This window comes from Burkholderia sp. 9777_1386 (genome assembly GCF_015712265.1).
GTDB lineage: Bacteria > Pseudomonadota > Gammaproteobacteria > Burkholderiales > Burkholderiaceae > Burkholderia > Burkholderia cenocepacia.
In genome coordinates, this window is the sequence record NZ_JACCQB010000012.1 from 1 (window position 1) to 23,466 (window position 23,466).

Sequence of the window (23,466 nt, forward strand, 5' to 3'; positions counted from 1 at the left end):
GGCGGGGCCGGTGAGATGCATGCGTGAGTCGGCGCGCCGATTGCGCGGCGGCCTGGCTTTCCGGTCATGCCCGGTCGGGCGGACGGGGATCTCACAGGAAGAATACGCGCTGCGATGAATCCTACAACGGCATGTCGCGGCGGGCGCCTCCCCGAACGGGTGGGTCTCGTGCGCCGATCGCCGTGATACGTGTACGAGCGGCCCGCCGCCGGTGCCGGCCAGGAGGCCCGCTCCCCCCGGACAGGGGGGGGCGCGAAAGCCGGCCGGTCCGGTATCGTGGCCGCACGCTCGACGACCCGACCGGTCGCCCATGGAGACATTCATGAATTCGTCATACCCGTATCCGCAAGACGAGCCGGCACCGTCCGCCCATGCGTATCCGCTGCTGATCAAGCAGCTGCTTCATGCGCCGCTGGCGACGCGGCCCGAGCAGGAGATCGTGTATGGCGACCGGGTCCGGCACGATTACTGGACGTTCCGGCATCGCATCGGGCAACTCGCGAGCGGATTGGCGTCGATCGGCGTCGGCGCGGGCGACGTCGTCGCCGTGCTGGACTGGGACAGCCATCGCTATCTGGAGTGCTACCACGCGATTCCGATGATGGGCGCGGTGCTGATGACGGCCAATGTCCGGCTGTCGCCCGATCAGTTGCTGTATACGCTCAACCATTCGGGCGCGCGCATCGTGCTGGTTCACCGCGACTTCCTGCCGCTGCTGGCGGGGATGCGCGACCGGCTCGATACGGTGCGGCACGTCGTGCTGATCGCCGACGGCGATGAAGCCGGTTTGCCGGACGGTTTCACCGACGAATACGAGGCGCTCGTCGCGGCCGGTTCGCCCGATTTCGCGTTCCCCGATTTCGACGAGCAAACCCGCGCGACGACGTTCTACACGACCGGCACCACCGGCCTGCCGAAGGCCGTTGCATTCACCCATCGGCAGCTCGTGCTGCATACGCTCGCGGGCATGGCGGCGTTGTCGAGCGCGCGCGATCGCGGCCGCGTGCATCGCGACGACGTCTACATGCCGATCACGCCGATGTTTCATGTGCACGCTTGGGGGATGCCGTATATCGCGACCGCGCTCGGGCTCAAGCAGGTCTATCCGGGCCGCTATTCGCCGGACGGATTGGTGGCGCTGATCGCGCGCGAAGCGGTGACGTTCTCGCATTGCGTGCCGACGCTGCTCGCGATGATTCTCGACAGCCCGGCGTCCGCGGCGGTCGACCTGTCGGCGTGGAAGGTGATCGTCGGCGGCTCGCCGTTGTCCGACGGGCTCGCGCGGGCGGCGCTCGCGCGCGGCATCGAGGTCTACACGGGGTACGGGATGTCGGAAACCTGCCCGCTGATGACGATCGCGCAGATCGACCCGCCGCGCGCGGCCGGCGGTGCGTCGGCCGACGACGACATCGCGCGCCGGACCAAGGCGGGGCTGCCGTTGCCGCTCGTCGACCTGCGCATCGTCGATGCGCAGTTTCGCGACGTGCCGCACGACGGCCGGTCGGCGGGCGAGGTCGTCGTGCGGATGCCGTGGGCGACGCAAGGCTATCTCGGCGATGCGCCGGCGTCGGCCGCGCTGTGGGCCGGCGGCTATCTGCATACGAACGACATCGGCGTGATCGATCCCGATGGCCGGCTGCAGATCACCGACCGCATCAAGGACGTGATCAAGACGGGCGGCGAATGGGTCTCGTCGCTCGAACTCGAGAGCATCCTGTCGCGTCATCCGGCCGTGCGCGAATCGGCGGTGATCGGCGTGAAGGATGCGCGCTGGGGCGAGCGTCCGCTCGCGCTCGTCGTGCTGACCGACGAGCAGGTTGGCCGCGTCGAGCCGGAGGAATTGAAAGCGCACGTGAAGCAGGTGGCCGACCGCGGGCTGATCTCGCGCTATGCGGTGCCGGAACGGCTGCTGATCGTCGACGCGATCGAGAAGACGAGCGTCGGGAAGATCAACAAGCGCGCGTTGCGCGAGCGCTACCAGCCCGACTGACGGGTGCCCGGCCGCCCAGACGCCGGCGGCCAGGGCCCCGCGGCTCCCCGCCCGGGGGTAACCCCCCGAATGGGGGGCTGAACATCGCGCGCCGGTTCGAGAACAATGCGGGTCCCGTGTCGCGGACCGATACGCGCTGCGCGCGCCCACGCCGGTACGGACATCACCTACTTTTGACGGCCGGCGTCGAATCGTTATGCTGTTTTCGGCGCACGGCGAGACCGGGCCCGGCCGGCGGCTTCGCCGGCGGGCCGGCGGACACGCGATCAGCGCGAGGAGAACACGAACAGCATGGCGCCGATGGACAGCAGACAACCGGCCCGCCCGCCGGACCCCGATGCGATCGAAGTGCTGGTGCGCACCAAGCTGGCGCCGGCGTCGGCCCGCGGCATCGTGGCGCGCATCGCGCGGCTCGGCCGGCTCAGGCGCGGCCTCGACCGCCGGCTGACGCTCGTGTGCGCGCCGGCCGGATATGGCAAGACCACGCTGCTGGCGGAATGGCGCCACGCGCTGGTGGCGTCGGACGTCAAAGTCGCGTGGGTGAGTCTCGACCAGGACGACGACAACGCGTCGATCTTCGCGTCCTACGTGGTCGCCGCGATCGTCGACGTAACCGGCGGTGTCGGCGCCCGCGCGCAGCAGTTGTTGCGCGATCGCGCGCTGATTCCGCTGAAGACCGTCTTCGACGAACTGCTCAACGAACTGGACAGCGCGGGCGTCGACCTGTTCCTGATGCTCGACGACTTCGATCGCCTCGCGTCGCCGGTCATTCACGACGCGATGTTCGACCTGCTGCGCTACGCGCCGTCGAACCTGCACGTCGTGCTGGCGTGCCGCTCGGTACCCGCGTTGCCGCTCAGCTATTTCGAATCGCGCGACGAACTCGTGCGGGTGGACGAGCACGACCTGCGTTTCGACGACACGGAGACGCGTGCGTTCTTCGAGCGGGTGGCCGGCAAGCCGCTCAATGCGGACAACGTCGCGCGTCTGCGCGCGGCGACCGAAGGCTGGGTGTCGGGCCTGCAACTGGCGGCCCTGGCGCTGCACGACGACAGCGACGCGGCGCGCGTGGCCGAGCAGGTCAGCCACGCGCGTGCCGGCATTGCCGCGTACCTGAACGACAACGTGATGACGCAGGTGCCGGACGCGATCCGCCACTTCCTGCTGCATACGGCGGTGCTCGACCGGATGACGCCGGCGCTGTGCGATGCACTGACCGGCCGCGACGATGCGCTCGATTGCCTCGAATGGCTGAATGCGCACAACCTGTTCATCCGGTCGATCGACGGTGACCGCCGGCGCTACCGCTATCACGCGCTGTTCCTGCAATACCTGCGGGAGGAACTGGCGCTGCGCGAGCCCGGCGCGGTGGCCACGCTGCATCGTCGCGCGAGCGCCTGGTACGCGGCCGAGCGGCAATGGCCGGACGCCGTCAGGCACGCGCTCGCGGCGGGCGACTTCGACGCGGCGGCCGGCTGGGTCGAGGCGTGCGCGATGAAGCTCATCGCGTCGAGCGACGTGCGCACGGTGCTCGACTGGGTGTCGCGCCTGCCCGCGCAGGCGCTGGCGGGCCGCCTGCGGTTGCGGATCGCGCATACGTGGGCGCTCGCGCTGTCGATGCAGATCGTCGAGGCGCGCCGCGCGCTGGAAGCGCTGGAAGCCGACATCGCGGCCGGGCGACTCGATACCGATGCCGTCACGGCGACCGAACTGCTGGCCGTCCGCTCGCTGATCGCCGGGCTGTCGGATCACAGCATCGAATCGCTGCAGCTCGGCGAGCGCGTACTCGCGGCCGCGCCGCCGGCCGGTTCGTGGGTCGAGCAGATCGGGCAGACGACGCTGATCTTCGGGCTCGGCTACGCGGGCCGCCTCGGCGACGTGCGGGATCTCGGCGCGCGCGCGGAACACGCGGCGTCCGGACACGAGCCGCTTTACGCGAACGTGTACCGCCAGAACATGTCGGGCCTGGCCGAGTTCGTCGCGGGCCGGCTGCACGACGCGTCGAAGACGTTCGAGACGGCGCTGCGGGCCGCCGAACGATCGGCGGGACGCCTGTCGGCGGCGACGGCGCTGTCGGCCGGCTATCTGTCGGCGATCTATTACGAATGGAACGACTGGGCGAAGGTGCGCGACGCGCAGGCCGACCGCTTCGACATCGCGATGCAGGCGTGCTCGCTCGGGCCGTTGCTGAGGTTCATGCAGACGGCCGCGCTGCTGCAATTCCAGTCGGGAAACGATGCGCGCGCGCACGACATGCTCGACGAAGCCGATCGCGTCGCGTGCAGCCGGCAATGGCTGCGGCTGCGCGTCGCGTGCATGGCGACCGGTATCCGGCTGCATCTGGCCGCCGGCAAGCCGACGCAAGCCCATCGCGTGGGGCGGGCGCTGGCGTCGCTGGTGTCGCCCGTGCCGCCGGACGAAGCGTCGAGCCACGTCGAGACGTGGCAGATGGCGCAATCCGCGCAGGCCAGGCTGCTGCTCGCCGATGCGCGCGCGAGCGAGGCGGCCCAACGCATGGCGACCGTGCACGCGGTGCTGGCCGCACGCGGGTTCGACTGGTTCGCGGCGCAGGCGGCCGTGCTGCTTGCGATCGCGCTCGACCAGGCGGGCGACGAAAGCGCGGCGCTCGCGGCGTTGGCGCGCGCGCTCGAATACGGCCAGGGCAACGGACTCGTCCGAACCTTCGTCGACGAAGGGGCCGCGGCCGAGCGCCTGCTGGCGCGCGTACACAAGCGTGCCGACCGCTTTCCGGCGGTCGGCGCATGGTATCTGCGCGATCTGGCCCGTGCGTTCGACGGGCAGCGGCAATCGAACGCCACGCCCGCCACGCGGCAGGGTGGGCCCGGCAACCTCAGCGCACGGGAAGTCGAGATCCTCGACTACGTCGCGCGCGGCCTGTCGAACAAGGAAATTGCCCGTGCGCTGCGGGTCGCGCCGGAGACGATCAAGTGGCACCTGAAGAACGTCTTCGAGAAGCTCAACGTGACGTCGCGCATCCAGGCGGTGCGCAGCGGGCTGGCGCTCGATCCGTCGCGGGTGCGGCGCGACGACGAATGACCGGTCGATACGGTGCCGGCGCGCGTCAGCGGTGCGCGGCGAACGCGGCCACGATCTCGTCGATCGCCGCGCGAATGCGCGCGGTGTGGCGCAGGTCGCGGTGCGTGACGAGCCAGACCTCGTACGGCGACTGCCGCATGCGGTCCGGCCAGATGCGCGTGAGCCCGTCGCGCTCGCCCATGTGGACGGGAATCTCGCCGACGCCGAGGCCCGCGCGCAGCGCCGCGCGCATCATCAGGTTCGAGTTCGTGCGCGTGACGATGCGCCCGCCGTCGATCGGTTCGCCGGCGAGGGTCGGCTTGCGGCTGGCGTCGATGTACGGCTGGTAGACGACGAGATCGTGACCCGCGAACGCGCGGCCGCGCTCGGGCTCGCCGTGCCGGTGCAGATAGTCGGGCGACGCGAACAGGCCCATGTCCCAGCACGCCAGCCGGCGCGCGACCAGATCAGGGTTCTCGGGCCGCACGGTGCGGATGGCGATATCGGCTTCGCGCTTCGCGAGATTCAGGATGTGGGTCGACGTGTTCAGCGCGACGGAGACGTCGGGATGTTTCGCGTGCAGCCGCGCGATCGACGGCATCACGAACTCGATCGCGAGCGCGTCGGTCGTCGTGATCTTCACCTCGCCGGCAAGCCGCCGGTCGACCCCGTGCGTCAGCCGCACCAGCTCGTGCGCGTGCTGCTCCATCGCCTCGGCGGCGCGTAGCGCCAGTTCGCCGACCGGCGTGGGCAGATAGCCTTTCGACGAGCGCAGGAACAGCGTCGCGCCGAGCATGTGCTCGAGCGTCGCGAGCCGCCGCCCGACCGTCGCCTGATCGACGCCGAGCGTCTGCGCCGCGCGGCGCAGCGTGCGTTCGCGATGGATCGCGAGAAAGACGCGCGCGTCGTCCCAGTTCATCGTGTGTCCCGACTGATGCATTTTTGCATTCCCCGACCGGTAAATCGCTGCGTGCCCGCCAGCGGCATCGCCCATAGACTGGCTTCACACACATGGCGATGCCGCGATTCGCGGATGGCCCGCGAATCGGCCGCGCATCGACGAACGTTGAGGATCATATCGTGATTGATGACGCGAACCCCCTTCCCACCCACATGACCGCGATCGAAATCGTGCGTCCCGGCGGCCCCGACGTGCTCGTGCCGGCGACCCGCGCCGTACCGGTGCCAGGCCCCGACGACGTGCTGATCCGGATTCATGCGGCCGGCGTCAACGGCCCGGACGTGTTCCAGCGCAAGGGGCTGTACGATCCGCCGCCCGGCGCGTCCGACATTCCCGGCCTCGAGATCGCCGGCGAAATCGTCGCGGTCGGCCGCGACGTCACGCGGTTCGCCGTCGGCGATCGCGTCTGCGCGCTGATTCCCGGCGGCGGCTACGCGGAATACGCGGTGGCGAACGAGAGCAACACGCTCGCGATTCCCGACGGCCTCGGGATGGCCGAGGCGGCGGCGCTGCCGGAGACCTTCATGACGGTCTGGCTGAACCTGTTCCAGCGCGGCCGGTTGTCGCCCGGCGAAAGCGTGCTGATCCACGGCGGCGCGTCGGGCATCGGCACGACGGCGACGATGCTGGCGAAGGCGTTCGGCGCGTCGACGATCATCACGACCGTCGGGTCGGACGCGCAACGCGACGCGAGCATGCGGCTCGGCGCGGATCTCGCGATCGACTATCGCAGCGAGGATTTCGTCGAGGCGGTCGCGCGCTTCACGGGCGGCAAGGGCGTCGACGTGATCGTCGACATCATCGCGGGCGACTACGTCGCGCGCAATTTCGCGGCGGCCGCGATGAACGGGCGCATCGTGCAGATCGGCGTGATCAATGGCCCCGCGAAGGCGCTCGACCTGTTTCCGATGCTGACGAAGCGGCTCACGCACATCGGCTCGACGCTGCGCTCGCGCACTTACGCGGAGAAGGCGCAGATCATTCGCGAGCTCGAGGAGGCCGTGTGGCCGCTGATCCGGCAAGGCACGGTCAAGCCTCGGGTCTATCGGCTGTTCGATCTGCGCGACGCCCGTGCGGCGCACGAGCTGATGGATTCGGGGCGACATATCGGCAAGATCGTGCTGGCGACGCGGGCTGCGGAGGGATCGCTGCGGGCCGCCGTCGACGCAAACGCCAAGCATTCCACATGATCGGCCTACCCTTCAGCCCCCCGGTCGGGGGGCTGAAGCCGCGGCGGGGATGGTCCGACAATCGGGGCACCGAATGCGTCGCCGCGCCCCGTCGGCGCGTCGCGTGGATGCAGCACCGGACTGGACGATGAGTCGAAATGGACATGCTCGAGAACATGCGGACGTTCGTTCGCGTCGTGCAGGCCGGCAGCTTCTCCGCCGTGGCGAAGCAGACCGATGTCGCGACCGCCCAGGTGTCGAGGGCCGTCGCGAGCCTGGAAGCGTATGCGCAGATTCGTCTGTTGAACCGGACCACCCGGAAAATCGCGCTGACCGACAGCGGACGCCGCTATTTCGAGCGTCTGCAATCGATCCTCGGCGATGTCGACCAGGCGAACGCCGAGGCGAGGAACGCGCTGGTCCGCCCATACGGACGCCTGCGCGTGCATACGATGCCCGGCCTCGGGCAGAGCCATGTCACCGCGTCGGCCGTCGCCTATCGGGCGCGCTTTCCCGACGTCGCCATCGAGATGACCTATTCGCAGCGGATGCCCAATCTCGTCGAGGAGGGCTACGACGTGTCGGTCGTCACGGCCGCGAGCCTGCCGGACTCCGCGTGCATCGCGCATTCGTGCGGCACGTCCTTCAGCGTGCTGGTCGCGTCGCCGGCCTACCTCGCCCGCCACGGCGCGCCGGCCGTGCCCGCCGACCTGGCGCGCCATACCTGCCTGCGCCTCGATACGCCGGCGGAAGCGAACGGCGAATGGCTGCTGCACGGCGCGGGCGGCCAGGCGGTGTCGCATGCGGTCACGGCCGCGCCGTTCCACGCGAATGCGCCGGAGGCGATGTCGATCGCGCTGCGCGCGGGGCTGGGCATCGGCTCGCTGGCGATCTATTCGGCGATCGACGACCTGCGCAGCGGGCGGCTCGTGCGCGTGCTGCCGGACTACCGGTTGACGATGCTCGACGTGTACGCGATGTATGCGTCGCGCCGCTTCCTGGACGCGAAGGTCCGCACCTTCGTCGATCATCTGCGCGCGACGCTGTCGCCCGCGCTGAAAGCCGACGCGCGCGCGCTGGACGCGCTCGCGGCGCCGCACGGCCGCGAGCATGCCCGTGCGTTGTCGGGCGTCACGGCCTGACGGCCGGCCCATCCGTCGTACCCATTGGTTCCTGTCGAGGAGAATCCGATGAAGTCTCGTTTTGCAATCGTCGTTGCAGGTTTCGTTGCGCTGTCGCCGCTGGCCACTCACGCGCAGTCCGCCCCGTCCGCTGCGCCCGCCGAGCAGGCGGCGTCGGCAACCGCGTCGCCGCGTGCGACGAAGAAAGCCGAGCGCGCGGCCGACCGCGCATTCGCGAAGAGGGTTCGGCAGGCCATCGTGAGGGCGCCCGGCGTGGGCAATGCGCAGGTCACCGTGTTCGCGAAGGCGAAGACGGGCGACGTGACACTGGCCGGGCAGATCGCCGACGAGTCCCAGGACCGGGCCGCGGTGGACGCGGCCCGTCAGGTACCCGGCGTGACGTCGGTGAAGAGCAAGCTCCAGTTGCGCCTGGAGGGTGGCCAGTAACGGAAAGGGTTGACGGCATCGGGTGCATGTCTTTGCGGGTTTCGTCGTGTAAAGAATCCACGGCGAAGGCTCGGGAAGGCACGCACCCGTGCCGGCTGCGACGCGTCCCGCCGCCGGTGGCGGGGCGTCAGATGCGACCGAGCAGCACCAGTATCACGACAATGACGACGATCAGCCCGACGGTCCCCGATGGCCAGTAGCCCCAGCTTCGGCTATGCGGCCATGCAGGAAATGCTCCGATGAGCAGCAGAATCAGAACGATGATGAGGATCGTACCGAGCATCGCATCCCTCCTGGATTGATTCGACACGGTGTCGGCTGTCGCAATTCGCGTGCCGTGACACGGCTGCTGTTGAAAGCCGGCGCAAGCGCGTTGTCTGAATCTCCTGAATTCATGCGATGAATACCGGCTGATTCAGAAAATAAATTTCAAAAATGCGGGGCCGGTCGCTATGCTGGGCCTTCGGTTTTCCCTCAGGCGAGCGCAATGGCTGAACTCTTTCTGGTAAGGCACGGGCAGGCGTCGTTCGGCACCGACGACTACGACCGGCTTTCCGCAGCGGGCGACCAGCAGGGCGTCTGGCTCGGCGAATATTTCGCGCGGCAGGGCCTGGCGTTCGACCGCGTGATCTGCGGCACGATGAACCGCCATGCGCAGACGGTCGCCGCGATCCTGCGCGGGATGGGCCGCGAAGGCGTCGCGGTCGATCGCCATCCGGGCCTGAACGAATACGATTTCCACGGGCTGTTCGCGGCCGCCGCCAGCGACTACCCGGAAATCGCGCGGCTCGCGGCCGGCTCGATGAAGGAACATTTCCGCGCGCTCCGGCAGGTGCTGCAGCTGTGGACCGAGGACAAGCTCGGCGATGCGGCCCCCGAAACCTGGGCCCATTTCCAGCAGCGCGTGGCTGACGCGCGCGCCGCGATCCGCCACGGCGGCGGCCAGCGCGTGCTGGTGGTGAGCTCCGGCGGCCCGATCGCGGTCACCGTGCAGCAGGTGCTCGCGGCGCCGCCGTCGAGCGCGATCGCGCTGAACCTGCAGATCCGCAACAGCAGTCTTTCGCAGTTTTTCTTCAACGCCGAGGCGTTCCACCTCGCGTCGTTCAACGGCATCCCGCATCTGGAGGATCCCGAACGACACGCGCTGCGCACCTACGGCTGACCCACGAACGATCGCGACGATGACGAACCCTTCCCAGCAACTCGACGTAGCCCGCCTCACGCGCTATCTGGAAACGCACGTGCCGGGCTTCGAAGGCCCGGTCGACACGGAGAAGTTTGCCGGCGGCCAGTCGAATCCGACTTTCCTGCTGAATGCGAAGAGCGGCCGCTACGTGCTGCGTCGCCAGCCGCCGGGCGAACTGCTGAAATCCGCGCACGCGGTCGACCGCGAATTCCGCGTGCTCACCGCGCTGTCGGGCACCGCCGTTCCGGTCGCGCACCCGTATCACCTGTGCGAAGACCGCGACGTGATCGGCAGCCTGTTCTACGTGATGAGTTTCGAGGACGGCCGGATCTTCTGGGATCCCGCGCTGCCCGAACTGCCGAAGGCCGAGCGCGCGACCTGCTACGACGCGCTGCTGCAGACGATGGCCGCGCTGCACGACGTCGATGTCGACGCGGTGGGCCTCGCCGACTACGGCCGCCCAGGCAACTACTTCGAACGCCAGATCGGCGTGTGGACGAAGCAGTATCGCGCGGCCGAAACCGGCCGCCTCGACGCGATGGAGACGCTGATCGACTGGCTGCCGAAAGCATGCCCCGAGGACACGGGCCGGCCGGCGCTGGTGCACGGCGATTTCCGGATCGACAACCTGATGTTCGCGCGCGACGGCTATCGCGTGCAGGCCGTGCTCGACTGGGAGCTGTCGACGCTCGGCAACCCGCTCGCCGATCTCGCGTATTTCTGCATGTGCCTGCGGCTGCCGTCGGGCGGCCAGGTGCGCGGGCTCGCGGGCCTGGATCGCGCGGCGCTCGGGATTCCGGACGAAGCGGCGATCGTCGCGCGCTACTGCGAGCTGCGCGGCATCGCGCCGATCCGCGACTGGCATTTCTACCTCGCCTTCAGTTTCTTCCGGCTCGCGGCGATCGCGCAGGGCGTGAAGGCGCGCGCGCTGCAGGGCAACGCATCGAGCGAGCAGGCGCTGCGCGTCGGCGAAATGGCCGGCCGGCTGGCCGAACTGGCCGTCGGCGTGATCGACGCGCATCGCTGATATCGCCGCGCGGCGACACGACAACCAATCAATGGAGGAGCACAGCAACATGGCAACGAACCTGTTCGACCTGACGGGCAAGATCGCACTGGTGACGGGCGCGAGCCGCGGCATCGGCGAGGAAATCGCGAAGCTGCTCGCCGAACAAGGCGCGCACGTGATCGTGTCGAGCCGCAAGATCGACGACTGCCAGGCGGTTGCGGACGCAATCGTCGCGGCGGGCGGCCGCGCCGAGGCGCTCGCGTGCCACGTCGGGCGTCTGGAGGACATCGCCGCGACGTTCGAGCACATCCGCGGCAAGCACGGCCGTCTCGACATCCTCGTGAACAACGCGGCCGCGAACCCGTATTTCGGGCACATCCTCGATACCGATCTCGCCGCGTACGAGAAGACCGTCGACGTGAACATCCGCGGCTACTTCTTCATGTCGGTCGAGGCCGGCAAGCTGATGAAGACGCACGGCGGCGGCGCGATCGTCAACACGGCGTCGGTGAACGCGCTGCAGCCGGGCGACCGGCAAGGCATCTACTCGATCACGAAGGCGGCCGTCGTCAACATGACGAAGGCATTCGCGAAGGAATGCGGGCCGCTCGGCATCCGCGTGAACGCGCTGCTGCCGGGCCTCACGAAGACGAAGTTCGCGGGCGCGCTGTTCGCCGACAAGGACATCTACGAAACCTGGATGACGAAGATTCCGCTGCGCCGCCACGCGGAGCCGCGCGAAATGGCCGGCACCGTGCTGTATCTCGTGTCGGACGCGGCGAGCTACACGAACGGCGAATGCATCGTCGTCGACGGCGGCCTGACGATCTGAGCGCGCGATGAAACTCGACAGCTACGCCGGCCAGGCCGTGATGATCACCGGCGCCGCGAGCGGCTTCGGCGCGCTGCTCGCGCGCGAGCTCGCCGCGATGGGCGCGCGGCTCGCGCTCGGCGACCTGAACGGCGATGCGCACGAACGCGTGGCCGCGCCGTTGCACGCGGGCGGCGCCGACGTGCTCGCGCAGCGCTGCGACGTGCGCATCGAAACGGACGTCGCGTCGCTGGTGCAGGAAGCCGTCGCGCGCTTCGGGCGGCTCGACGTCGGCATCAACAACGCGGGCATCGCGCCGCCGATGAAGGCGCTGATCGACACCGACGAAGCCGATCTCGACCTGAGCTTCGCGGTGAATGCGAAAGGCGTGTTCTTCGGGATGAAGCACCAGATCCGCCAGATGCTCGCGCAGCGCGAAGGCGTGATCCTGAACGTCGCGTCGATGGCCGGGCTCGGCGGCGCGCCGAAGCTGGCCGCGTATGCGGCGTCGAAACATGCGGTGGTCGGGCTCACGAAGACGGCCGCGCTCGAATATGCGCGCCACGGCATCCGCGTGAATGCGGTATGCCCGTTCTACAGCGCGACGCCGATGGTCACCGACAGCGAGATCGGCGAGCGCCAGGATTTTCTGGCGCAGGGCTCGCCGATGAAGCGGCTCGGCCGGCCCGACGAAATCGTCGCGACGATGCTCACGCTGTGCGCGAAGGAAAACACGTATCTGACCGGGCAGGCCGTCGCCGTCGACGGCGGCGTCTCGGCCTTCTGAACCGAACGAACGGAAACACGGAATCTCGAGGAGTCGATCATGGACTTTGGCTACACCCCGAAAGTGGAAGCACTGCGCGAACGCGTGAGCGCATTCATGGATGCGCACATCGTGCCGCGCATCCGCCAGTGGAACGACGAAGTGCACGCGGGCCAGTATCCGGTGTCGTTCATGGAGGAACTGAAGGAACGCGCGAAGGCGGAAGGGCTGTGGAACCTGTTCCTGCCGCACCTGAAGGACGACGAGCCGGGGATGGGCCTGACGAACCTCGAATACGCGCCGCTCGCCGAGATCATGGGCCGCGTGAGCTGGGCGTCGGAAGTGTTCAACTGCAATGCGCCGGACACCGGCAACATGGAGCTGCTGCACATGTTCGCGACGCCCGAGCAGCGCGAACAGTGGCTGCTGCCGCTCTTGCGCGGCGAGATCCGCTCGGCGTTCGCGATGACGGAGCCCGACGTCGCGTCGTCGGATGCGACCAACATCACGACGCGCATCGAGCGTATCGGCGACGAGTACGTGATCAATGGCCGCAAGTGGTTCATCACCAACGCCGCGCATCCGAACTGCAAGATCTTCATCGTGATGGGCAAGACCGATCCCGACGCCGAGTCGCACCAGCAGCAGAGCATGATCCTCGTGCCGCGCGACACGCCGGGCGTGACGGTCGTGCGCAACATCACGGTGGTCAATCACCACGCGCCGGAAGGACACTGCGAGATCACGTTCGACAACGTGCGGGTGCCGGCGCGCAACCTGCTCGGCGAGGAAGGCAGCGGCTTCGCGCTCGCGCAGGCGCGCCTCGGGCCGGGCCGCATCCACCACTGCATGCGCTCGATCGGCGCGGCCGAGCTGGCGCTGGAGCTGATGGTCGACCGCGCGCAGTCGCGCGTCGCGTTCGGCAAGCCGCTGAACCGGCACGGCACGGTTGGCGAATGGATCGCGCGCTCGCGCATCGAGATCGACCAGGCGCGCCTGCTGGTGCTGAAGGCCGCGTGGATGATCGACAAGGTCGGCGCGAAGGCCGCGCGCAAGGAAATCTCGATGATCAAGGCGCTCGTGCCGACCGTCTATACGGACGTGTGCGACCGCGCGATGCAGGTATTCGGCGCGGCGGGCCTGAGCCCCGATACGCCGCTGGCCGACCTGTGGACCTGGGGCCGCGCGCTGCGCTTCGCCGACGGCCCGGACGAGGTGCACCTGCAGGCGATCGCGCGGATGGAGATCAAGGACGGCGAACCCGGCGCGACCGCGCCGTACCTGACGCCGCCGCCGCGCGGCTGAGCGGCGCGCCGCGCGGGAGAGCGACGTGGGCGAACGGGAGGCGCATGCCGTATTAAGATGCCGGCAAGGAGATCCGGCGATGCGCCTTTCGAAGATTGATCTGAACCTGTTCGTCGTATTCGAGGCGATCTACAACAAGCGCAACCTGACGCGCGCGGCCGAGGTGCTGAACCTCACGCAGCCGGCCGTCAGCAACGCGCTGGCGCGGCTGCGCAAGACGCTGAACGATCCGCTGTTCGTCAGCACGCCGGCCGGGATGATGCCGACGCCGATGGCCGAGAACATCGTCGGCCGCGTGCGCGAGGCGCTGCAACTGCTCGATTCGAGCGCGCATGAAGGCGACGTGTTCGACCCGGCTTCGTCCGAGCGCGTGTTCCGGCTCAGCATGAGCGACCTGACCGAGGCGCTGCTGCTGCCCGCGCTCGGCGAACTGCTGCAGACGCATGCGCCCGGCATGCACGTGCGCAGCTATACGATGGACCGCCGCGAAGTCGCGACCGCGCTCGCGAACGGCTCGGTCGACATCGCGATCGACGCGCCGCTGATCGGCGATCCGCATCTGCACCAGGCGCTGCTGGTGCAGGACCGCTACGCATGCATGATCCGCGACGATCACCCGTTCAACGGCGACACGCTGACCATGGACGACTACCTGTCGATGGGCCACATCCACGTGTCGAGCCGCCGCAAGGGCAGCGGGCACGTCGACGCGGAACTGACGCGGCTCGGGCTGCGCCGCAATATCCAGATGCGCGTGCAGCACTACATGGTCGCGCCACTGATCGCGATGCGAAGCGATCTCGCGCTGACGGCGCCGCTGCGGCTGCTGCAGCGCTATCCGGCGCGCATTCTGGAACTGCCGTTCGAGATGCCGGGGCTCGACTACTTCTGCTACTGGCATCGCAGCGCCGATCAGGATCAGGGCAGCCAGTGGCTGCGCGAGCAATTGATGACGCTGATGGGCGGGATCGGCGAGGTGCGGTGACGCGCGCGCAGGCGGCTCAATACGATTCGTCGTCGAAGCGTGACGATGCGGGCCGGCGTTTCATGTCCTTCAACCAGTTCCTGACCTGATCCGGATCCTCGAACTCGCGCAGCGTGACGGTCAAATCCTGGTTGCTCCGCTGCATGCCGGCGATGTCGCGCGCAAGCATGCGCAGCACGGTATCGGGCGCGACCTTGGTGGACGGCGCGATCCCGTACGTGCGCCGGAAGTCGTGCTCGACGTGCACGATCTCCTGATCGAGTTCGCGCAGCTGTTCCTCCAGGATGCCGTTGTAGCGCGTGAGCCGCGCTTCGCCGAGACCGTCGATCGCACGCCGGTCGATCTGTTCGATTTCCAGCTGCAGTTCGAGCAACTGGAGCAGATTGCCTTTCTCGTAGGCACGGTTGACCCGCTGCATCAGCACGGTCTTGCGTTGCTGCTCCTGCGGATCGGGTTCGCGATCGGGGTGCAGCGCGCTGGCCAGCTTGCGATAGATCTCGCGGATCGATTTGCTCGATTCGGCCTGCTCGGCTTCGATCCGGGCCTGCGCAGCCGATTGCTTCGGTGCCTTCTTGCGCTTGGCGCGCTGCGCCTCGCGGGCCGCATGGGCGGCCATGTCGCGCTCGAACTGGGCGTCGAGTTCAGCCTGCATGCGTGCCGCGAGTTCGTCGGGCGACAGCGTGTCGAGATCTTCTGGCGGTTGCGGCTCGGGTTCCTGTTCCCGTCCCGGTTTGGCGGGCTCGGGAGCGCCTGCCGCGTGGCCGGTGTGCGCGGGTCCGGCATGCCGGTCGTAGATGATTTTCAACGTCGCGTCGTCGCTGACGTCGAGCAAATCGCGCACCATGTCGACGATCAGGTCCGACAGCGTGCGCTGCTCGGCCTTGCTCAGGCCCTTCTGCAGGAACGCGTCGTCGAGCAGATGGATCAGCCGGATGCGCAGCGCAGTCGCTTCCTGTTCGAGCGGCAACAGAGCGTGGACGAACTTCTTCTGGAACGCCGGCATCACGGCTTCCCACGCGCCGAGCCGCTCGCGCCGCGTCTCGATCTGCTTGACGAGCGTATTGAACGTTTGCTGGGCTTTCGACAGGCTGGCTGTCTCGTGGCTGGGTGCGATGGCGACCGCGGCACCGCGACGTGCGGTCATGATGAGTGTCCTCCGGCCGCGGCGGGACGCGCGGCAGGCCGGTATTTTAGCCGCATGCCCGCGGGGCGGCGCGGAGTTGGGGGCTTCCTCTCGGCGACCGGCGGCGCGTCAGTGCGCCACGGCCGCCGCTGCCGGCGCGCCGGAATCCGAACCCGGTGCGCCGTTCGGGCCGTAGCCCGCTTCGGCATTCTTGTGTTCGGCGAGGCGCTTCGCGGCCAGGCGTTCCTGCGCGGCGACGATGTCGTCCGGATAGCTGTCGCCGTCGCCGATCGACGGGTTGTAGCCGACCGATTCGAGGTCCAGCAACTCCTGGCGCACTTGCGCGCGGGTGAGCGTCGAGTGGGACGACGACTGCGCGTACGACAGGGTCGGTGCGGCAAGCAGCGCGGTGGCGGTAGTGGTGACGGCGGCGATGGTAACGATGAGCGATTTCACGATTTCCTCAGACGGTTTCGTTGCGATTCGGCGTACCTGCGGCAGGCCGCCAGACCGATGGAGCAAGTTTAGGAACCCGGAACGGCCGGATAAACGGCGATTCCTGGCGAGCTGTGTTCCAGAATGCGTGAGAGTGCGCAATGCGCATGCCGGGGCGATCACGCATCGGCGATGGCTGCGACGGTGCTTGCCGCATGGGCCGTTCCTGACGCGTGTGGTGAGGCGACCCTGATTGCATCAATCGTGTCGCTCGGGACGGCCCGGCTCAGCGGCAGGTGCGTGCATCGGTCGCGAGGCCAATGATCCGGCATGCGGCCGGAGCGACCGGTCGGCGCGGCGTCAAAGCTGGACGCCTGATCGAGGCAATCGGTTTTACTTGTCGTGCGGCAGGTGGGGACGTGCGAATGCCGACCGATGCGGCTTCGGATCGATCCGCAGACTCATGGTCGACGCACGATGAATGGCCTGCAAGGCTCGGTTGCGTGCGCAACCGGGACGGGCTGGCGTGTGATCCGTCAATCGCCGAACAACTGCCCCTGCCCGGAGATCACGCGTTCGAAATCGTCGCGCAGGAACGGCAGGATCGCATCGGCGACGGGCTGAAGCTGGCGGCTCAGGTAGAACGCATAGTCGATCGGCGAGCGCATCGTTTCGAGCGGCTCGGGACCGGCCGTCGTCATCACGTAGCTGATCCAGCCGCCGCGCTGATACTGCAGCGGCCGGCCCTGCGCATGATTGAACTCGTCGGCGATGCGCGCCGCGCGCACGTGCGGCGGCACGTTGCGCTCGTATTCGCGAAGCGGCCGGCGCACGCGCTTGCGGTAGACGAGCTGATCGTCGAATTCGCCGGCCAGCGTGCGCCGCACGTAGTCGCGAATGAAATCCTGATACGGTTCGCGCCTGAACACGCGCCGGTACAACTCGCGCTGAAACTGCTGCGCGAGCGGCGTCCAGTCGGTGCGCACCGTTTCGAGCCCCTTGAACACGAGATCCTCGCCGCCGTCGGCCGTCGCCGCGAGGCCCGCATAGCGCTTCTTGCTGCCTTCTTCCGCGCCGCGCACGGTCGGCATCAGGAAGCGGCGGTAATGCCGCTCGTATTGCAGCTCCAGCGCGCTGTCGAGCCCGAACTGCTCGCGCAGGTGCGCTTGCCACCAGCGATTCACGTGCTCGACCAGCGCCCGACCCTTCGCGCCGGCTTCGTCGTCGTCATGCGCGCGGCCGAGCCATACGAACGTCGAATCGGTATCGCCGTAAATCACTTCGTAACCCTGAGCTTCGATCAGCTTGCGCGTGCGGTGCATGATCTCGTGGCCGCGCATCGTGATCGACGATGCGAGGCGCGGATCGAAGAAGCGGCAGCCGGTCGAGCCGAGCACGCCGTAAAACGAATTCATGATGATCTTCAGCGCCTGCGACAGCGGTGCGTTGCGCTGCCGCTTCGCGTCGTCGCGGCCTTCCCACACGCGCCGCACGATGTCGGGCAGGCAGTGCGCGGTGCGCGAGAAACGCGCGCCGAGAAAACCGGGCACCGATGTGTCGTCGGCGGGGTGCGCGAGCCCCTCGATCAGGCCGACCGGATCGATCAGGAACGTGCGGATGATCGACGGATAGAGGCTCTTGTAGTCGAACACGAGCACCGAGTCGTACAGCCCGGGGCGCGAATCCATCACGAAGCCGCCGGGGCTGTTCTGCCCCGTCACGTCGCCGAGGTTCGGCGCGACATAGCCGAGCCGATGCATGCGCGGCAGGTACAGGTGCGTGAACGCCGCGACCGACCCGCCGGTGCGATCGGCCGCGAGGCCCGTGACGCTCGCGCGTTCGAGCGCGAAGGACAGCAGGTCGGCCTTGTCGAAGATGCGCGTGACGAGCTCGCAATCCTTCAGGTTGTAGCGCGCGAGCGCGGGCTTGTCGTGATCGAAGCGACGCTGGATCTCGTCCATCCGCTGATACGGATTGTCGATCGACTTGCCTTCGCCGAGCAGCGACTGCGACACGTATTCGAGGCTGAACGACGGGAAGGTCCACGTCGCGGATTTCAGCATGTCGATGCCGTCGAGGATCAGCCGGCCGGCCGCGCCCGCGAAGAAGTGGTCGGGCTGCTGGCCGTGCGCGCGCCAGTCGAGCACGCTGCCGCCGCGCCCGAGTTTCAGCGGCACGCCGTATTGCTCCGCGTGCGCGTGCAGGATGCGCAGGTCGAACTGCACGAGATTCCAGCCGATCACCGCATCGGGATCGTGCTCGTCGAACCAGTCGTTCAGCCGCGCGAGCATCGCGGGCCGGCTGTCGCAGTAGTCGAGATTGAAATCGAGCGTGCCGGTGCCATCGCGTTCGTCGCCGTTCGGCGGGCCGAGCATGTAGACCTGGCGCTGCCCGCAACCTTCGAGCGCGATCGAGTACAGCTCGCCGTGGACGCTGGTCTCGATGTCGAGCGACACGCAGCGCAGCGCGGGGCGGTAACCGGTCGCCGGCTTCAGCTCGCCGCCGGTCAGCGTGCCGTCGCGGCCGGGCTGGCCGCGAAACTCGACGCAGGCGGTGATGAAGCGCTCCATCGCGTAGCGGTCGGGCGGCTGCACGTCGGCTTCGTAGACGTCGACGCCGGCGGCGGCCAGGCGTTTCTGGAGCCCGGACAGATGGCGGTAGCGCTTGCAATAGAGGCCGACGACCGGGCGCTGCCGGAAGTCGCGCAGCGCGAGCGGCCGCAACTCGGCGTCGCGCTCGCCGGCCAGCGTGCGTTCGGCGAGCGCCTGCTGCTCGGCGGGGATGAACGCGACGGCTTCCTGCGGGCGCAACCGCACGCGGCGCGGGCCGTGTCCGGTTGCCAGCCAGAACTCGATCTCGATGCCGGATGCGGTGTCCCGCCAGTGGCGGGTAAGGATGAAGCCCTGCTCGAACGCCGTCAAAACGCTTGCTCGTCGTGGATGCTCAGGCGGCGGATTTTAGCGCCTGGAAGCGCTTCGCGCCGGCGGTGGTCGATGGCACCAGGTGGCAGGAAGCCGGAGCGTCACGACGGCCGCATCAGCACGCGCATGCCCGGCGCGATCTTCTGCGTGACTTCGCCGAACGCGGTGGTGTCGACGCGCGCGGACGCCTGCCGGTCGGCCGGCGACAACCGGTCGCGCGGCTGGACGACGATCTCGCGCATCTTGTCGGGGATGCCGTCGAATACGTCCCGGGTCGTTTTTTCCCAGTTCTTCGCCATCTTCAACCACGACTGCAGATACCGGATCGGCGTGGCGCCCTTCAGGAAGCTGGTGATTTCCGGATGATTCGGATCGTAAGACGACCGGAAGTACTGCCCGAGTTCGGTCGCGATCTTGTCGAATCGCAGCGACTCGGCCACGCAGAACACGACGAGCGATTGCGCGAGGAAGCGATCATCGGGCGTGAGCATGCGCTTGTCGCCGTCGGGTGTGCGCAGCAGGCCGCGAATCGCGCTATCGAGCGAGAAGCCGCGCACCGCGTCGCTCCCACTGGTGGCGATCGCATCGAACGGCATCCGGTCGAGATTGTGCGAGTAGTTTTCGAACGGATGACCGCCGATCAACTCGACGTACAGGTCGCGCGTACGCATGTTGAGCACGAGCGGTGTGCCGCCGGTGCTGGGAAGCAGGCTGATCGTAAACGAAGGCGGCGCCGCATTCGAACAGATCCGGTAGTACGTGTTGTCGTAGCGGATCAGGTTCGTGTGTTCGGTAACGGCGTCGCGAATGGCATCGATCTGGGTGTCCCAGGTGCGCCCGACACGCAAGATGAAATTCATGGAGATGTCTCCTGATGGCGGACCGACGCCCGCACGGCCGGATCGGAAATCCGCGGCGGGTATGCCAGGGGCGCCCCGTCGCCTCTCTATTGCTCTTTTTAGGCTTTTGCAGCGGCTCGCGTCGGCGTAGCGTTTGTTCCGGCACCTTTTGTGAAAAGGCGGGCAACGGGCGCGAGGCAAACGATCATAGCAGGGCCGCGGGGTGGGTCGGCTCGGGCATCGCGCGGTGGGATCGGTGACGGTGGAACCGTGTCGTCGTGCAAGCCACGGGTGCTTGCAGCGGGACGTCAGGCGACGCGGAAATGCTCGGCCCACATCGTGCAGGACGAATGGCATCTGCTTGTCGCAGCATCTCGGTATTACTAAATGCATTCACGCCAATGAATAACCAATTACAGTTTTCAATTATTTGAATTCCACCCAATTGACGTCACAGAATCGTCATTCGTAGAATCGCCGGTCGAGAACAACATAATTCTGAGAGAGGCGCTATGGATGCGCACAGCATGATCGGGGCACTCACGGGAGGGCTGATTCAGCAGGAACGGCTTCTCAAGCTCGATACACCGCTTGGTAGTAACATCTTGACCCCGCATCGCGTGTTCGGGCAGTCTCGTATCGGTCGGGATTACCTGTTCATGGTCGACTGTGTGTCGACATCGAATGATGTCCAGCTCAAGGCACTGATTTCGCAGCCCATCACGCTGTGGATCCAGCAAACCGACAAGTCCTATTTTCCTCACCACGGCTACATTCATACCGCGAGAAAACTCGGTGTGGATGGCGGACTCGCGTGTTATCAGCTCAGTTTCTCGTCATGGCTGCATTTCCTGAAATTCCGACGGGACCAGCGCCACTGGCAAGACAAGACCGTCGACGCGATCATTGCCGACGTATTCGATGCGCATCCGCAGGCGCGCGGAATGTATCGCTTTGAATTGTCGCAACCGCTGCCCTCGCGTTCCTATTGCCGTCAGGACGAAACCGACTGGAATTTCGTGCATCGGCTGCTCGAATCCGAAGGTCTGTACGGCGTCTGGAAACAAGCGCAGGACGGCAAATCGCACACGCTCGTGATGACCGACCGTCTGCAGACGCTCGAGCCGCTTGCGCCGGCAACGGTCGAGTTTTCGCGGGCGGGCGTTCATGGCGAAGTGGACGCCTTGACGCAGTGGGCCGGTACCCGGACGCTGCAGTCCGTCCTGCTGTCGACGCGAACGTTCGACTACAAGAATCCGTCGACCCCTGCCAACCCGAAGGCGACGTCGGTGCCCACGATGGCGAACCAGGGCGATCTGCCGTCGCAGGCCGAGGTGTATGAATACACGGGCGGCTATACGTACCCGGAACAGGAGCGCGGCGATCATCTCGGCAAGATCCGCATGGAGGAATGGGAGTCGCGAGCCAAGCGCTACGATGGTGTCGGCGGGGTGCGCCGCATCGATGCGGGGCGGCGATTCACGCTGACGGGGCATCCCGAGCACGATCAGGACGCGGCCGATCACCGGGAATTCGCGGTGATCGAGGTCGAGTGGATCATCGTGAACAACGTGCCGCTTTCCGGGCACGAAGCCAACTATCCACACAGCCTCTATTCGGCAGTGAAACAGGCCGATGCGGACGACCCCGACAAGCTGTTCACCGTATCGCATGACGACGGCTCGACTGGCTTCTATCGAGTTGCCATCGAAGCGCAGCGTACGTCCGTGCCATATCGCAGCCCGCTCGAACACCGGAAACCGGAAGCCAAGCTGGAATCGGCCATCGTGGCCGGCCCCAAAGGGCAGCAGGCGTATACCGACGGCCTGAACCGGATCAAGGTGCTGTTCATCTGGGATCGGCACAACGAAGGTGACGAGCGGGCGTCGTGCTGGGTACGTGTCGCGCAATCCGACACCGGCGACGGGTACGGTGGCGTTCACATGCCGCGCGCAGGCGAGGAACTGCTGATCGGCCATATCGGGAACGACATCGACCGTCCGATTGCATTGCACCGCGTCTACAACGGGGCCGCGAAGCCGCGATGGCATTCGAATGCGCTGCTGTCGGGCTACCGGTCCCAGGAGTTTTCGGGAAGCGGTTACAACCAGATGGTCATGGACGACTCCACGGGCCAGAACCGCGTGCATCTGTATAGCAGCAGCACGAATGCCGCGTTGCACCTGGGCTACCTGATCGATCAGAACGACAACGCACGGGGCGGTTATCTGGGCAAAGGCTTCGACTTGAGCTCCGAAGCCTATGGCGCGCTGCGGGCCGGGCGAGGACTGTTCGTGACGACGCACCCGGTGGCCAGCCAGCCACTCGATGCCAGCCTGGCGACGCGTCAATTGAACGGCTCCGCGAATATCCTCGATGGCTTGTCGCAGGCAAGCGAAACGTCGAAGGCGGAAAGCCTGAAGGATGGCCACGACACCTTCAAGGCCTTCGCGGATGCGACGCAGCACAGCGAATCGGGTGCGACGGGCGGTGGCGGTGTGACGGCCGGCGGAGGGACGGGCGACGCCAGTGCGTTCAAGCAGCCGGTGATCCTCATGGCTGCGCCTGCCGGCATCGGCCTGTCGACGCAGAAGTCGACGCACGTTGCGGCGGATCAGCACGTCAATATCGTCAGCGGGCAAAGCACGCACGTGGCGACCGGCAAATCGCTGGTCGCCAGCATTACGGAGAAACTGAGCCTGTTCGTGCAGAATGCCGGGATGAAGCTGTTTGCCGCGAAGGGGAAGATCGAGGTTCAGACTCATGCGGACAATGTCGAAGTGACCGCGCAGAAGTCGTTGTTGCTGGCCTCCGTGACCGAGAAGGTCCAGGCATCGGCGCAGCAGGAAATCCTGTTGACGTCGGGCGGCGCGTACATTCGGCTCAAAGGGGGCGACATCGAGATTCATGCGCCGGGAAAGATCGACATCAAGGGCGCGCAGCATGCGTTCAGCGGCCCTGCGCGGATGGATGTGACCCATCCCGCGTTCAAGGATTTGCCGACGCGGCGGCTGATGCTGAATACCATGGCCTCGCCGTCCGCGACCCGTGTCGTTCCGGTCGGCATGCCGTACAAGCTTTACGCGGACGGGGCGCTGGTCAAGCAAGGGGTGTTCGACAAGACCGGGCAGTTGCCGATCGATCATCAGGTCACCACGCAGAAGTACACGCTGGAGATGGCGAACGGGGTGAAGCACGAGATTCCGGTGCCGGGTGAGTATCGGGATGCCGAGAACGGGAAACTTGCGAATCAGGGGTTTCAGTTCCTCGAGAGTTCGCCTGACGACGAAGTCGCGCCCGATCGGGCTGTCCACCGACAACAGTACAACGATCTGCTCAATCCTTCTTCGGACGCATAGCTC

At 67.1% G+C, this 23,466-nt stretch carries 18 protein-coding genes; 12 read left to right on the top strand and 6 right to left on the bottom strand.

Annotated features, from left to right (window positions below; all coding sequences use genetic code 11):
* Nucleotides 1-322: 322 nt before the first annotated feature.
* Both H0X91_RS12100 and H0X91_RS12105 read left to right on the top strand, forming a co-directional pair.
* On the top strand, nt 323-1,990 hold the full coding sequence (locus tag H0X91_RS12100) for a fatty acid--CoA ligase (RefSeq protein WP_034203059.1): 1,668 nt from the start codon (nt 323-325) through the stop codon (nt 1,988-1,990).
* Nucleotides 1,991-2,281: 291 nt separating this feature from the next.
* Nucleotides 2,282-5,047: a LuxR C-terminal-related transcriptional regulator gene (locus H0X91_RS12105; protein ID WP_196433051.1), complete on the top strand. Its 2,766-nt coding sequence runs from the start codon at nt 2,282-2,284 to the stop codon at nt 5,045-5,047.
* Nucleotides 5,048-5,072: 25 nt separating this feature from the next.
* On the opposite strand, the gene H0X91_RS12110 is transcribed toward H0X91_RS12105, so the two are convergent.
* Nucleotides 5,073-5,945 (bottom strand): LysR family transcriptional regulator, encoded by an 873-nt coding sequence (locus tag H0X91_RS12110; protein ID WP_058903558.1) that lies wholly within the window; start codon nt 5,943-5,945, stop codon nt 5,073-5,075.
* A 92-nt stretch (nt 5,946-6,037) separates the two neighbouring features.
* Here H0X91_RS12110 and H0X91_RS12115 point away from each other — a divergent pair, with 92 nt between their 5' ends.
* The 3 genes from H0X91_RS12115 (at nt 6,038) to H0X91_RS12125 (ending at nt 8,724) form a co-directional block, all read left to right on the top strand.
* Complete coding sequence (locus H0X91_RS12115; RefSeq protein WP_171983953.1) at nt 6,038-7,177, top strand: NAD(P)H-quinone oxidoreductase; 1,140 nt, start codon at nt 6,038-6,040, stop codon at nt 7,175-7,177.
* Between the two features lie 137 nt (nt 7,178-7,314).
* Nucleotides 7,315-8,298: a LysR family transcriptional regulator gene (locus tag H0X91_RS12120; RefSeq protein ID WP_124550559.1), complete on the top strand. Its 984-nt coding sequence runs from the start codon at nt 7,315-7,317 to the stop codon at nt 8,296-8,298.
* Nucleotides 8,299-8,346: 48 nt separating this feature from the next.
* Entirely contained in the window at nt 8,347-8,724 is a 378-nt protein-coding gene (locus H0X91_RS12125) for a BON domain-containing protein (protein ID WP_196433052.1), read from the top strand.
* A 127-nt stretch (nt 8,725-8,851) separates the two neighbouring features.
* Here the strand turns inward: H0X91_RS12125 and H0X91_RS12130 are convergent, their stop codons facing one another.
* Nucleotides 8,852-9,007, bottom strand: coding sequence for a DUF3309 family protein (locus H0X91_RS12130; protein WP_006483086.1), 156 nt, complete (start codon nt 9,005-9,007; stop codon nt 8,852-8,854).
* 204 nt (nt 9,008-9,211) lie between these two features.
* Between H0X91_RS12130 and H0X91_RS12135 the strand changes: the two genes are divergently transcribed.
* The 6 genes from H0X91_RS12135 to H0X91_RS12160 all read left to right on the top strand — a co-directional run bounded on the left by H0X91_RS12135 (nt 9,212) and on the right by H0X91_RS12160 (nt 14,786).
* Nucleotides 9,212-9,886, top strand: a complete 675-nt coding sequence (locus tag H0X91_RS12135; RefSeq protein WP_196433053.1) for a histidine phosphatase family protein — start codon at nt 9,212-9,214, stop codon at nt 9,884-9,886.
* Nucleotides 9,887-9,905: 19 nt separating this feature from the next.
* Nucleotides 9,906-10,937, top strand: a complete 1,032-nt coding sequence (locus H0X91_RS12140; protein ID WP_077020600.1) for a phosphotransferase — start codon at nt 9,906-9,908, stop codon at nt 10,935-10,937.
* A 49-nt stretch (nt 10,938-10,986) separates the two neighbouring features.
* A complete protein-coding gene (locus H0X91_RS12145; protein ID WP_034178669.1) occupies nt 10,987-11,751 on the top strand; it encodes an SDR family oxidoreductase in 765 nt (254 codons plus the stop codon).
* Between the two features lie 7 nt (nt 11,752-11,758).
* Nucleotides 11,759-12,517 (top strand): SDR family NAD(P)-dependent oxidoreductase, encoded by a 759-nt coding sequence (locus H0X91_RS12150; protein WP_196433054.1) that lies wholly within the window; start codon nt 11,759-11,761, stop codon nt 12,515-12,517.
* A 39-nt stretch (nt 12,518-12,556) separates the two neighbouring features.
* Nucleotides 12,557-13,801, top strand: coding sequence for an acyl-CoA dehydrogenase family protein (locus tag H0X91_RS12155; protein ID WP_006494538.1), 1,245 nt, complete (start codon nt 12,557-12,559; stop codon nt 13,799-13,801).
* 79 nt (nt 13,802-13,880) lie between these two features.
* A complete protein-coding gene (locus H0X91_RS12160; protein ID WP_006483110.1) occupies nt 13,881-14,786 on the top strand; it encodes a LysR family transcriptional regulator in 906 nt (301 codons plus the stop codon).
* Between the two features lie 16 nt (nt 14,787-14,802).
* On the opposite strand, the gene H0X91_RS12165 is transcribed toward H0X91_RS12160, so the two are convergent.
* The 4 genes from H0X91_RS12165 to H0X91_RS12180 all read right to left on the bottom strand — a co-directional run bounded on the left by H0X91_RS12165 (nt 14,803) and on the right by H0X91_RS12180 (nt 20,125).
* Entirely contained in the window at nt 14,803-15,930 is a 1,128-nt protein-coding gene (locus tag H0X91_RS12165) for a J domain-containing protein (protein ID WP_124633374.1), read from the bottom strand.
* 108 nt (nt 15,931-16,038) lie between these two features.
* Entirely contained in the window at nt 16,039-16,365 is a 327-nt protein-coding gene (locus H0X91_RS12170; protein ID WP_006483102.1) for a DUF4148 domain-containing protein, read from the bottom strand.
* Between the two features lie 515 nt (nt 16,366-16,880).
* On the bottom strand, nt 16,881-19,265 hold the full coding sequence (locus H0X91_RS12175; RefSeq protein ID WP_077189813.1) for a DNA polymerase II: 2,385 nt from the start codon (nt 19,263-19,265) through the stop codon (nt 16,881-16,883).
* A gap of 101 nt (nt 19,266-19,366) precedes the next feature.
* Nucleotides 19,367-20,125 carry a hypothetical protein gene (locus H0X91_RS12180; RefSeq protein WP_006483080.1) on the bottom strand — a complete coding sequence of 253 codons (759 nt, stop codon included), beginning with the start codon at nt 20,123-20,125 and terminating at the stop codon, nt 19,367-19,369.
* 491 nt (nt 20,126-20,616) lie between these two features.
* Between H0X91_RS12180 and H0X91_RS12185 the strand changes: the two genes are divergently transcribed.
* Nucleotides 20,617-23,463, top strand: a complete 2,847-nt coding sequence (locus H0X91_RS12185; RefSeq protein ID WP_124633373.1) for a type VI secretion system Vgr family protein — start codon at nt 20,617-20,619, stop codon at nt 23,461-23,463.
* Nucleotides 23,464-23,466: the final 3 nt, after the last annotated feature.

Bases quoted from the DNA above. Each gene is read 5' to 3' on its own strand.
- H0X91_RS12100 (WP_034203059.1), top strand. From the start codon at position 323: ATGAATTCGTCATACCCGTATCCGCAAGACGAGCCGGCACCGTCCGCC.
- H0X91_RS12105 (WP_196433051.1), top strand. From the start codon at position 2,282: ATGGCGCCGATGGACAGCAGACAACCGGCCCGCCCGCCGGACCCCGAT.
- H0X91_RS12110 (WP_058903558.1), bottom strand. From the start codon at position 5,945: ATGAACTGGGACGACGCGCGCGTCTTTCTCGCGATCCATCGCGAACGC.
- H0X91_RS12115 (WP_171983953.1), top strand. From the start codon at position 6,038: ATGGCGATGCCGCGATTCGCGGATGGCCCGCGAATCGGCCGCGCATCG.
- H0X91_RS12120 (WP_124550559.1), top strand. From the start codon at position 7,315: ATGGACATGCTCGAGAACATGCGGACGTTCGTTCGCGTCGTGCAGGCC.
- H0X91_RS12125 (WP_196433052.1), top strand. From the start codon at position 8,347: ATGAAGTCTCGTTTTGCAATCGTCGTTGCAGGTTTCGTTGCGCTGTCG.
- H0X91_RS12130 (WP_006483086.1), bottom strand. From the start codon at position 9,007: ATGCTCGGTACGATCCTCATCATCGTTCTGATTCTGCTGCTCATCGGA.
- H0X91_RS12135 (WP_196433053.1), top strand. From the start codon at position 9,212: ATGGCTGAACTCTTTCTGGTAAGGCACGGGCAGGCGTCGTTCGGCACC.
- H0X91_RS12140 (WP_077020600.1), top strand. From the start codon at position 9,906: ATGACGAACCCTTCCCAGCAACTCGACGTAGCCCGCCTCACGCGCTAT.
- H0X91_RS12145 (WP_034178669.1), top strand. From the start codon at position 10,987: ATGGCAACGAACCTGTTCGACCTGACGGGCAAGATCGCACTGGTGACG.
- H0X91_RS12150 (WP_196433054.1), top strand. From the start codon at position 11,759: ATGAAACTCGACAGCTACGCCGGCCAGGCCGTGATGATCACCGGCGCC.
- H0X91_RS12155 (WP_006494538.1), top strand. From the start codon at position 12,557: ATGGACTTTGGCTACACCCCGAAAGTGGAAGCACTGCGCGAACGCGTG.
- H0X91_RS12160 (WP_006483110.1), top strand. From the start codon at position 13,881: ATGCGCCTTTCGAAGATTGATCTGAACCTGTTCGTCGTATTCGAGGCG.
- H0X91_RS12165 (WP_124633374.1), bottom strand. From the start codon at position 15,930: ATGACCGCACGTCGCGGTGCCGCGGTCGCCATCGCACCCAGCCACGAG.
- H0X91_RS12180 (WP_006483080.1), bottom strand. From the start codon at position 20,125: ATGAATTTCATCTTGCGTGTCGGGCGCACCTGGGACACCCAGATCGAT.
- H0X91_RS12185 (WP_124633373.1), top strand. From the start codon at position 20,617: ATGGATGCGCACAGCATGATCGGGGCACTCACGGGAGGGCTGATTCAG.